Source organism: Cyclobacterium sp. (assembly GCF_014762705.1).
In the GTDB taxonomy this organism is placed as follows: Bacteria; Bacteroidota; Bacteroidia; order Cytophagales; family Cyclobacteriaceae; genus Cyclobacterium.
Genome location: NZ_JABURL010000062.1, coordinates 16,900 through 28,147, shown reverse-complemented (window position 1 = coordinate 28,147; position 11,248 = coordinate 16,900). Strand labels below are relative to the sequence as shown.

Genomic DNA, 11,248 nt, shown 5'->3' with positions numbered 1-11,248 from the left:
TGTACTTTTTGCTTGATCAAAAAGTACCAAAAAATCAAGACAAAAAAATCCTTCTCCCCACAAACCTGCCGCACCCCCGGTTTTTTGTCGGGCCTGCGCTCTTTTCGTATTAAAATTTATCTCTTCTTTATATAACAGATTTTTTAAGGTTTCTTCTTTATCAAAAAAAAACTGATTCAATTTCGTCACCGGTAGCATATTGGTCCTTGAGCGGAGTCGAAGGGAGCCATCTGACCCGGGGCTTTGATATAAACCGTTGAAAAAAGCAGGTGCTATCGGGGAAATCAATAAAAAATTTCACATCCAATAAAGCTTTAATGGATTAATAATGTGAAATGCAGCTGGGCGGGTAAAAAAAAATATATAAATTAGGGTTTAATTTAAATCTGAAGACCATGCACAGAATTGCCAGAAATTTTTATAGCATTTTCGTCCTTTCATTGATCATCATCAATTGGTCTTGTTCCGGAAACAAATCGGATTCTTCCGTTTCAGAACAGGAAGATACCGAGGAAGTTGCAGCTGAAGAAGAGCGGGCAAGTCCATTAAAAACAATTTCAGGTAATATCGGAGATAAAAGCATTGCGGTTCAATATGGTTCTCCTGGAATAAAAGGGAGGCAGATTTGGGGTGATCTGGTTCCTTATGGGGAAGTGTGGAGAACAGGAGCCAATGAAGCAACCTTTGTCACCCTGGAGGAGGATGTTTTGGTAGAGGGTAAACCGTTAAAAGCAGGTAAATATTCTCTTTTCACCATACCCAGGGAAAATGAACCCTGGACCGTCATTTTCAATTCAGAGTGGGATTTGGAACATGGTCATTTTCAGTACAAGGAAGAAAACGATGTATTAAGGGTTACGGCAAACCCGGAATGGGTGGACACAGATCAGGAATGGCTTTCCATCGCCATAGTACCTGATGGTCTGGAAGTAAAATGGGAAAAGTTAGTATTACCCATCTCAATTGAATGAAATATATAGCCTTCTTTTTTTCATTGACTTTTTCCCTTCTTGTAGCGGTGGGGCTGTCCATTAATTTGGCCAGTCTTCCTCCTTTGGCCAGTATATTTGATCCGTTTAAGGGATTCTGGCAAAATGCTTACAGCGAAGACCATAATCCTGCTGAATCCTTATTTCTGGAAGGGCTTTCAGAACCTGTTGAGGTAATCTTTGATGAGCAGCTGGTTCCCCATATTTTTGCCGGATCTGAAAAGGATCTTTTTATGACCCAGGGTTATGTCACCGCGGCCCACAGGCTTTGGCAAATGGAGTTTCAGGTATTGGCGGCAGAGGGAAGGTTATCCGAGATTGTTGGGGAGATGGCCTTGCCAAGGGACAGGGAAATGAGAAGAAAAGGCCTTAGCTTTGGTGCCCGGAACAAATTAAAACATTTGCAGGAGGAAGATCCGGAGACCTTGTCCATGATGCAGGCTTATGCCGATGGAGTGAATGCCTATATCCGCCAACTTTCAATAGGGCAACTTCCAATCGAATACAAGCTGCTGGATTATCGACCTGAACCCTGGAGTCCCTATAAATCCCTGATTTTTTTGATGAACATGGCGGAGATATTATCCGGGGATCAGGATTTCACCTATACCAATACCAGGAATCTTTTTGGGGATTCCTGGATGGAACATTTGTTTCCGGAAACCCCGGAAGGCATTGTTCCGGTGATTTCCAGGGAAAACTGGGGCTTTGTACCTGAAGAGGTGGTCAAGCCCGAGGTAAGCTACCCCGATTCGGGATTTTATGAGAAAGTTTTCCCAGGGAAAGAGCCCGGCTATGGATCCAATAATTGGGCAGTTTCAGGAGAAAAAACCGAAACCGGTTATCCTATATTGGCAAACGATCCCCATTTGGCACTCAACCTGCCTTCACTTTGGTATGCCGTTCAGCTGAGTACGCCTCAACATACGGTGAAGGGGGCAAGTTTGCCAGGTGCTTTAGGTGTGATTTCCGGTTTCAATGAAAACATTGCCTGGGGCATAACCAATGCAGACCGGGATGTAAAGGATTGGTATAAAATAACCTTTAGAGATGACAGCAGGTCCGAATACCTTTACAATGGACAGTGGATAAAAAGTACCTTCCAGTTGGATACCATCAAGGTAAAAGGCCAGAATGATTTTATCGATACCGTGGTGTATACCCACTACGGTCCCGTAGTTTATGACAAAAATTTTATGCTGGAAGGAAATCCGCTAAACTTTGCCCTTAAATGGACAGCGCATGCTCCTTCCAATGAGCAGCGCACATTTTTGGCTTTAAACCGGGCCGGTAATTACCAGGAGTACCTGGAAGCCATCTCTCATTTTGCCACACCTGCTCAAAATTTTGCTTTCGCCTCACTTGATGGGGATATTGCGATGACCGTTCAGGGGAAATTTCCCCTCAAATGGTCAGGACAGGGAAAATACCTGATGGACGGCAGTCAATCCGCATTCGAATGGCAGGGGTATATGCCTTTAGAACACCATGCAAAGGAGGTCAATCCCGAGAAAGGATTTGTTTCTTCTGCCAACCAACATCCTGTTTCCCCCAATTATCCCTATTATGTATTCTCAGATCAATATGAATATTACCGAAACAGGAGAATCAATCAGCAGCTATCTGAAATGGAGGGGATCACTATTGCTGACATGATGAAGCTGCAACTGGATAATTATGACCTGCATGCAGCTGAAAATTTGCCCTATATGCTGGATAATTTAGACAGCATTGCTCAAGAGGGAGCAGCTGGTAAATGGATCAGGATTTTGGAAGATTGGGATTATTTTGCGGAAGCAAATGAGCCTGCACCGGCCCTTTTTCAGTCCTGGTGGCGACACCTTCAACAAAAACTGTTTGGTTCATGGCAGGACAATGGTCTGCCCATTGCTTATCCTTCCAAATATACCCTCTCTCTTTTATTGAAAAATGAGCCTACTGGCATTTGGTTCGATGACTTGCTAACTACAGAAAAGGAAACCGCAAGACATTGGATAAACAAAGGTTTTGAGGATATGGTAGTAGAAATGAATACCTATATGGATTCAAATGATTCTCTTACATGGGCGGAATATAAAAGTACTCATATTGATCACCTTATCCCAAACCTTAAGTCTTTTGGCAGGAAAGCACTGGTAGGGGGAGGTAAAAATATTGTAAATGCCAGCAGTGCTGACTGGGGGCCGGGTTGGAGAATGGTGGTTGCATTGGGTCCCGAAATCGAAGCTTTTGGGATTTATCCGGGCGGTCAGTCAGGAAATCCGGGAAGTAAATTTTACGACAACCTGATAGACGAATGGGAAAGTGGAGCTTATATATCCATAGATTTGAGAGATCGGTCTGCTGTGGATCGGGTTCTTTTTAAAACCATTTTTAATCCAGACTGAGATGAAGTTTTTTTTCCACCTTGTGATCAATGCCCTCTTAGCCTATATTCTTGGGCCTTATATACCCTATTGGATGTTAATGATCATCATCGCATTGGTTGCCATTTGGGTAAAAGGGCCAGCTTTTCTCGCTTTTTTTGCCGGTGCACTGGGCGTTGCCCTGGTCTGGCTGATCATGCCTCTGCTGATCTGGTCCGTCTCCGGCTCGGCACTTCCCGGAAGATTTGCCCAAATACTTGACATATCCAACAGTTCACTGTTGGTCGGCATTACTGCCCTAATGGGTTTTTTGATAGGGGGGTCAAGTGCCTTGACAGGCAATCTATTGGGTAAATTGTTTTCGAAAAATCATATTTATTAAATTCAATAAATTGTTGAATAGAAATAGTCTAAAGGCATTTTTGGTTTTTTTTTCTATGCTTTTTACCTAAATTAGAATAATTTTAAGACCTACGTATAACTTACAGTGTTTTCTTTTTATCATTAACCAACATCCGGATATGTCAAAAACCATCATAGTTTCCAACAGATTGCCCGTAAGTTTACAGCATAAAAATGGAAAGTTTGAATTCAAACCCAGTGCGGGAGGACTAGCTACCGGATTGGGGTCGATTTACAAAGAGGGTGAAAATATCTGGATCGGCTGGCCGGGAAATGACGTGGCAGATGAAAGTCAACGTATGGAAATCGTTGAGGAATTGAGGAAATTAAAGATGGCTCCGGTTTTTTTGACCAAAAGCGATGTGGAGCTTTATTACGAAGGCTTCAGCAATGAAACCATCTGGCCTGCTTTTCACTATTTCACCCAGTATATCAATTATGAAAATGATTATTGGGAAGCCTATTGCCGGGTAAATCAAAAGTTTTGTGATGCCATTTTGGAAAGTGCCAATGACGACGATACCATTTGGGTGCACGATTACCAGTTATTGTTATTGCCCATGATGCTTAGAAATAAGCTTCCCAAAGCCACCATTGCCTTTTTTCAGCATATTCCTTTTCCTTCCTATGAAATCATCCGTATGCTGCCCTGGCGAAAGGAGATGCTGGAAGGAATGGTAGGTTCAGATTTAATTGGGTTCCATACCTATGATGACATGCGGCACTTTCTCAGTGCCGTCGGGCGTATCCTGGGCCACTCCAATGAAAGCGGGTTTATTCAGGCGGACAATAGGCTGATCAATGTGGATGCTTTCCCTATGGGGATTGATTATGACAAATTTGCCAATGCTGCAGCCAGTAAAAAGACCCTGAATCACGTAAAAAAATTCAAGGAAATGCTGGGTGATCAAAAGTTATTGATCACCATCGATCGGTTGGATTATTCCAAAGGAATACCTCAGCGGGTCAAAGCCTTCGATCAGCTTTTGGAGGACCATCCGGAATACCATGGCAAGGTTTCCATGATCATGGTAGTGGTTCCTTCCAGGGATAGGGTTAAGTCGTATCAGGCATTGAAAGAAGAGATAGATACCCTGGTTGGTAGCATCAATAGTAAATTTTCAACCCTCAACTGGGTTCCGGTCCATTATTTTTACCGGAGCTTTCCTTTCAATGAACTGAGTGCCTTCTATACCATGTCCGACATTGCTTTGGTTACGCCCCTCAGGGATGGGATGAATTTGGTATGCAAGGAATTTGTGGCCAGTAAATCCCAAAAGCAAGGCGTACTGATCCTTTCAGAAATGGCGGGGGCAAGTAAGGAATTGGTAGATGCCATTCTGGTAAACCCAAATGACCAGGAAGGTGTTAAAAATGCCATTGTGGAGGCCTTGTCCATGGACGAGGAAGAGCAGGAATTGCGCATCAGTTCCATGCAATCCAGTCTGAAAAAATATGATATTTTCCAGTGGGTCAAGGTTTTTATGGACAGGCTCAAGCATGTGAAGGAAAGACAGACCGACCTGGAGTCCAAAGCTATGGACAATAAAATCAGGGAACAGATGGTACAAGCTTTTAAATCTGCCAGCAGACCTATCGTTTTTCTGGATTATGATGGAACGCTTGTGGGTTTTAAAAGCCGTCCTCAGGATGCTTTTCCCGATGAGGAATTAAAATCCCTGGTAAAAACCTTATCAGAATCCTGTCAGGTAGTCATCATCAGCGGGCGCGACAAAGAAACCCTGGGCAAATGGTTTAAAGGTCAGAAGGTAGACATGATCGCAGAGCATGGTGTCTGGCTTAAAAAGAAGGACCAAAAAGAGGATTGGGTGTTGTATGCTGATGTGGACGATAGCTGGAAGGACGATATCAGAAAAGTCATGGAATACTACGTGCTGCGAACCCCTGGTGCGTTTATAGAAGAAAAGCACCATTCGCTGGTATGGCATTACCGGAAAGTGGAAAGTGGACTAGGTGACCTCAGGATGAGGGAGCTGTTCAGTCACCTGAAATACATGGCCCGGGGCCATAATCTTCAGGTATTGGAGGGAAACATGGTATTGGAAATTAAGCGGCCTGACATCAATAAGGGCAGGGCAGCGCTGGCCATGATGCGTGGAGAGGATTACGATTTTGTGATGGCATTGGGTGACGATTGGACAGATGAGGACACTTTTAAAGCAATGCCTAAAAGTGCTTATACCATAAGGGTAGGATACACCTATACCCAGGCCAATTACAACATCAAAAACCCCAAAGAAGTCAGGGTTTTATTGAATAGCCTGATCAGTTGATCCTGACAATGCGGACGCTACTATGGTCATTGCAAGCCTGAACCTTCGGATTATCCAAGGCGAATTTCGTAATATTTCGGAGTTGTGAAACAGCTTATTCAATGGCTGCAATACATGTTTTTTGGGCCTACTCAAAAAATACCCCTTATTCAACTGTTTAGTCGACAATAGAGAGTAGGTGGTTCAATAAACACGCAAATAGGCTGCATGCCTATCCATGATCGATTTTTTGATCTGTTTGAGTCAAAGCCTGACCTTTATCGCCTTGTCCATTAATTTATTCTGCGGCGGCAGGCATTTCATTTTTGGGGATCAGGTTAAGGATATGTTGGCCATTGTCCTTGTAGGTTTCTTGGTTGAGGGAATAAAAATAAGCCCCTTTTTTGGAAGAGGATTTATCTTTTTCATTTTTCTTTTTCAGGATATTACTGGATAATAATTTACGGGTAAAGTTTCTCTTGTCAATTTTCATGTCAAAAAGACCCTCGTACAAAGCCTGAAGTTGCGGCAAGGTGAATTTTTCGGGAAGCAGCTCAAAGAGTATAGGATGCATGGAAGCTTTGTACCTTAGCCTGCAAAGGGCCATCTGTACCATTTCCTCATGATCAAATATCAATTGGGGCAAATCGTTCATCAGGAACCAACGCACGTGAAAATCTTCGTTGATTTGCTTTTCGTACTTTTCTATGTCGATCAAGGCCATATAAACCACGCCTACTACTCTTTCCACAGGGTCCCTGTCAGGTTGGCTAAAGGTATGCATTTGTTCCAGGTAAACCTGTTCCAAACCGGTCAACTGTTTTAAAATCCTGTTGGCCGCCTCATCCAGGGTCTCCCTTGGCTGTAAAAATCCGCCCATAAGGCTCCACTTTTCCTTTTCAGGGGCAAAGCCTCTTTGAACCATAAGCAATTTGTAGTCTTTACCATCAAACCCGAAAATTATACAATCCACGGCTACCAAAACCCTGGTTTGACTGGAATATTTAATCATCTATAATCTATTATTAAGTGGGGTGAATTAAAATTTCCTGCTTTGCGCTGACCTAATCAATACTGTTTTTTGTCGAAAAAGGCCAGAATTCAAAGGCTGAATCTTATAAATAATTTTTGTTTCCAGGATCAAGCCTTTTATCCTGCATTTAAGTTTACTTATTTTTTTTCAAACGTCAATGGTACATTTAAAAAAAGTCTGGAATTTTTCATTCACCTTGAAAATTTTCAACCAGGGTAAAGCAGGACAGTTTATTTGCAAGGGATTTATTAATAGGTTTTGCCATATTACCGGATACAATGGGGAAACTTTTGGAGGACATTATACATAAATGGCTTGATATGTTGAGAACCAGAAAATTCAGGAGTGACCTGACCGGTGACTGCGAAGATTTTATAGGCACTACCAATGTATTTAACGGTATCTTTGCCGAGAAGAACCTGTTGTTCCCATTTCCCCTGAGAGAGATGGATGTAAATGCTGGGCTGGTACAAAACCCCGGATATTAAATTAACCAACATTTCTATCTTAAGAAGCAAGCAAATGAGGAAGGGGCCCAGGCTCCCTCTTTTTTGTATTATGCCCCGTAAAAAGATTTTTTAGTTTTTATTTTTTTGCAGATTTTTGTCAGCTAATATTTTTTTCTTGTTTTTAAAATATTTAATATGAAGCCGTAAAATAAAACTAATTCTAAAAAAGACCTCATGATATCAGTTAAAAAAAGTTAAATCTTAAAGTAACACAAAATATTATACTGATTTTATTCTGCTGGTAATTAAAAACGATATAAAATAACATTATTAAAAATTTCTAATAAACCATTTATCCAAAATTATTACAGCCTATGGAGAAATAATCCCGTCAAAATAACCCGAGATCGGTAAAAACTGATCTTTATCATCAACAAACAATTAACAACAATCCATTATGAAAAAAAGTCTACTTTATTGCTGCCTGGTGAAACCGATATCATCAATGGTGGCAATCCTGTTTTGTCTGGTTTCCGGCGGGCTTATGGCCCAGGGGACTGTTCTGGACAGGAATCTGAAAAACATTGAACCTAATTTACCTGCCTTGGCTTCCGGTGAGTTGCTGGAGGAGGTAAAATTGGAAAATGCATTTGATGTGACCGTTACAGGAACGGTGACCGACCAAAATGGTCAACCCATTCCGGGTGCCACTGTTTCGGTACCCGGCACATCTACAGGTACCGCTACGGATCTGGATGGAAAATATTCCATTACTGTTCCTGATGGTGCTTCTCTGGTTTTCTCCTTTATTGGATTTGAAAGCCAAACGGTACAAGTAAATAACAGGTCCACCATTGATATTACCTTGGTAGAAAGTGCGCAGGCATTGGATGAAGTAGTGGTGGTCGGATATGGTACCCAGCAAAAGGTGAACCTGACCGGAGCGGTGGGTGTAGCGACCAGCGAACGATTGGAAAACCGACCCGTAGCCAATGTGGCTGAGGGTTTGCAGGGTGTGATTCCTAACCTTAACATTGCACCAAGAAATGGTGATCCGGCACAAAGCCCCTCCTTTAATATTCGTGGATTTTAGTCCATCAATGGAGGTTCGCCACTGATTTTGGTGGATAATGTCCCAATGGATCTTAACAGGATCAATCCCAACGATATTGAAAGTGTATCCGTACTAAAAGATGCTGCTGCTGCAGCTGTGTACGGTGCCCGGGCTGCATTTGGGGTAGTTTTGGTAACCACCAAAAGTGGAAAAGCCGGTAAGGTAAGGGTATCCTTGAACAGCCAGTTTTCAATGGCCAAGCCGATCTTTAACATGGATCCCGTTACAGATCCACATGATTTCGTAAATGCCAGAAACATCGCCAATATTCGTACCAATGGCGTACCCAGTTATGACGATGACATGGTTGAGGGTACCCGCAGGTGGTCAGAAAATCCTATCCCTGCGAATGAATGGGGTGTGGTAGATGGCAATCTCAGGTTTTATGGGTATAATAATTACCAGAACAATATAATGACTGATTTTGCACCAACGCAACAACACGATTTATCCATTTCGGGAGGTTCTGAAAATTCCAATTATTTTGTCTCCTTTGGTCACCTCAACAAGGATGGCTATTTGAATTCAGATCGCAATGAAAATTTCAAGCGATACAATGTTTTGATGAAGGGTGAATTTAAAGTGACAGATTGGTTAACTCTCGATGAGAAAATCGTAGTCAATTCCCAGCAGAGCGACAAACCCTATTTTTATAACTGGGATGTGAATATTAACTCATTGGCTCGTGTAAACCCAATTATGCCCATACAATTTCCTGACTTGCCGTTCTACGTGCAGGAAGGTGATCGTGATCAATACGAGCAATACATTGGCATGTATTTCGGGGGAACGAATTTCTGGCCTTACCTGGAAGACGGAGGAAGGTCCACCTGGACCAATAATGATATCTGGCTGACCCAAGGAGCTACATTAACTCCTGTAAAAGGCCTGACCATCAAGTCTAATTTCTCCTATAATTTCTTCCACAGAAGCGAACAGGATGTTGCTAGTAAAATAGAAATTGTGGACAATAACCTATTGGCGCAGAACATGGTAAGTAACGGGTTCAGTGGAAATGATTTTATTAGAGAAGAGAGTAGTTATAACCAATATTATGTTTTCAATGCGTATGCAGATTACCAGTTTTCACTTCCTGAAAAACACAGCCTTAACACCATGATTGGTTTTAATCAGGAGTGGGGCCAGAACAAATATTTTCGGGCACAAAACAACACCCTGCTCACTCCCTTGATTACGGATTTGAATGCAACTATCGGATTGCAACAAACTGCTGGTAGCAGCAGTCATGTTTCTTTAAGAGGTGCTTTCTACAGGGTAAACTATATCTTTGATGAAAGATTTTTGTTGGAAGCCAATGGCCGATATGATGGTACTTCCAGATTTCCTCAGGAAAGCCGTTTTGGTTTTTTCCCTTCCTTTTCTGCGGGATGGAGAATTTCCAATGAAGACTGGATGGCGGGAACAAGCAACTGGATGGATGAACTGAAATTAAGGGCTTCCTATGGAACTTTAGGCAACCAGTTGTTAGGTAATAATTATTATCCTTATATTCCTACCATGGGTACGGGTCAATCCCCTTACATGATGAGTGCGGGGCAACGCACACCCTATGTATCTCCTGCGGGATTGGTTAGCCCTACGCTAACTTGGGAAACGGTCGTTTCTCAGAATATAGGTCTTGATTTCACCTTGTTTGGCGGAAAGATTGACGCTTCTTTCGACGTGTTTTCCAGGGAAACCAAAGACATGCTCATGAGACAGCAATATCCTTCCATCCTGGGGACTGGTGCGCCTCAATCCAATGCAGCTGATTTGAGGACTACTGGCTGGGAATTGGCACTGACCTGGAGAGACCAGGTTAGAGATGACCTGAGTTACGATGTTACGCTGGCATTATCGGATTGGACCGCTGAGATCACCAAGTTTATCAATCCAGAAGGAGTGATCAACCAATATTATGAAGGTCAGCAATTGAATGAAATCTGGGGTTACGAGACGGTAGGAATTTTCCAGACCCAGGAAGCGGTAGACAATCACGCTGATCAGTCCAGATTGGGAGCCAACTGGAGACCAGGAGACATCCAATATGCAGACCTGAACGGTGATGGGGTAATTTCACCAGGTAACAATACGCTTTCAGAACCAGGCGACCGAAGGGTTATTGGTAATGAGACACCTCGATATAGTTTCGGAATCAATAATAACCTGCAATGGAGGAATTTCAACTTGAATTTGTTCTTTCAGGGGGTAGGCCAACGAGATCACTTTCCCACTTCCGGAAACTGGACCTGGTTTTTCCCTTTCAACGCAGGCCATGTGGAGAAGTACTTTATTACCGATTCCTGGTCTGAGGACAATAGGGATGCTTATTTTGCCCATCCCCATATCTCTACCAATGACAAAAAGAACATTCAAACTCAAACCCGGTTTTTGCAAAACGCGGCCTATATCCGTTTGAAGAATGTAAACCTGGGTTATAATTTACCTGCCAATTGGATGTCCGCAGTAGGCTTTCAAAATGCAAATATTTATTTTGCCGGGATGAATCTTTGGGAATATTCGCCTATCCGGAAGCCATTGGATCCTGAGTCCATTTATGCCGGAGCCATTGAATATCCCATGCAGCGTGTTTATACCCTCGGTGCGAGAATAACGTTCTAA

The 11,248-nt window shown here is 42.6% G+C and carries 7 protein-coding genes and 1 pseudogene; 6 read left to right on the top strand and 2 right to left on the bottom strand.

Going from position 1 to position 11,248, the window contains the following annotated elements; translation table 11 throughout:
* The coding region (locus tag HUJ21_RS11855) for a hypothetical protein (protein ID WP_291370023.1) at window positions 1-180 on the bottom strand (180 nt) is incomplete at its 3' end.
* A 215-nt stretch (window positions 181-395) separates the two neighbouring features.
* On the opposite strand from HUJ21_RS11855, the gene HUJ21_RS11850 reads away from it, so the two are divergent.
* The 4 genes from HUJ21_RS11850 (at window position 396) to HUJ21_RS11835 (ending at window position 6,051) form a co-directional block, all read left to right on the top strand.
* A complete protein-coding gene (locus tag HUJ21_RS11850; RefSeq protein WP_291370021.1) occupies window positions 396-971 on the top strand; it encodes a DUF2911 domain-containing protein in 576 nt (191 codons plus the stop codon).
* Window positions 968-3,376: a penicillin acylase family protein gene (locus HUJ21_RS11845; RefSeq protein WP_291370019.1), complete on the top strand. Its 2,409-nt coding sequence runs from the start codon at window positions 968-970 to the stop codon at window positions 3,374-3,376. Before HUJ21_RS11850 ends, HUJ21_RS11845 begins: the two co-directional genes overlap by 4 nt.
* Window position 3,377: 1 nt before the next feature.
* Window positions 3,378-3,737 (top strand): hypothetical protein, encoded by a 360-nt coding sequence (locus HUJ21_RS11840; RefSeq protein WP_291370017.1) that lies wholly within the window; start codon window positions 3,378-3,380, stop codon window positions 3,735-3,737.
* 139 nt (window positions 3,738-3,876) lie between these two features.
* Window positions 3,877-6,051 (top strand): bifunctional alpha,alpha-trehalose-phosphate synthase (UDP-forming)/trehalose-phosphatase, encoded by a 2,175-nt coding sequence (locus HUJ21_RS11835; protein ID WP_291370015.1) that lies wholly within the window; start codon window positions 3,877-3,879, stop codon window positions 6,049-6,051.
* A gap of 277 nt (window positions 6,052-6,328) precedes the next feature.
* On the opposite strand, the gene HUJ21_RS11830 is transcribed toward HUJ21_RS11835, so the two are convergent.
* Entirely contained in the window at window positions 6,329-7,042 is a 714-nt protein-coding gene (locus HUJ21_RS11830; protein WP_291370013.1) for an NUDIX domain-containing protein, read from the bottom strand.
* 341 nt (window positions 7,043-7,383) lie between these two features.
* On the opposite strand from HUJ21_RS11830, the gene HUJ21_RS11825 reads away from it, so the two are divergent.
* Together HUJ21_RS11825 and HUJ21_RS11820 are read left to right on the top strand one after the other, a co-directional pair.
* Complete coding sequence (locus HUJ21_RS11825; RefSeq protein WP_291370011.1) at window positions 7,384-7,551, top strand: RagB/SusD family nutrient uptake outer membrane protein; 168 nt, start codon at window positions 7,384-7,386, stop codon at window positions 7,549-7,551.
* Window positions 7,552-7,969: 418 nt separating this feature from the next.
* A pseudogene (locus tag HUJ21_RS11820) lies at window positions 7,970-11,248 on the top strand (TonB-dependent receptor).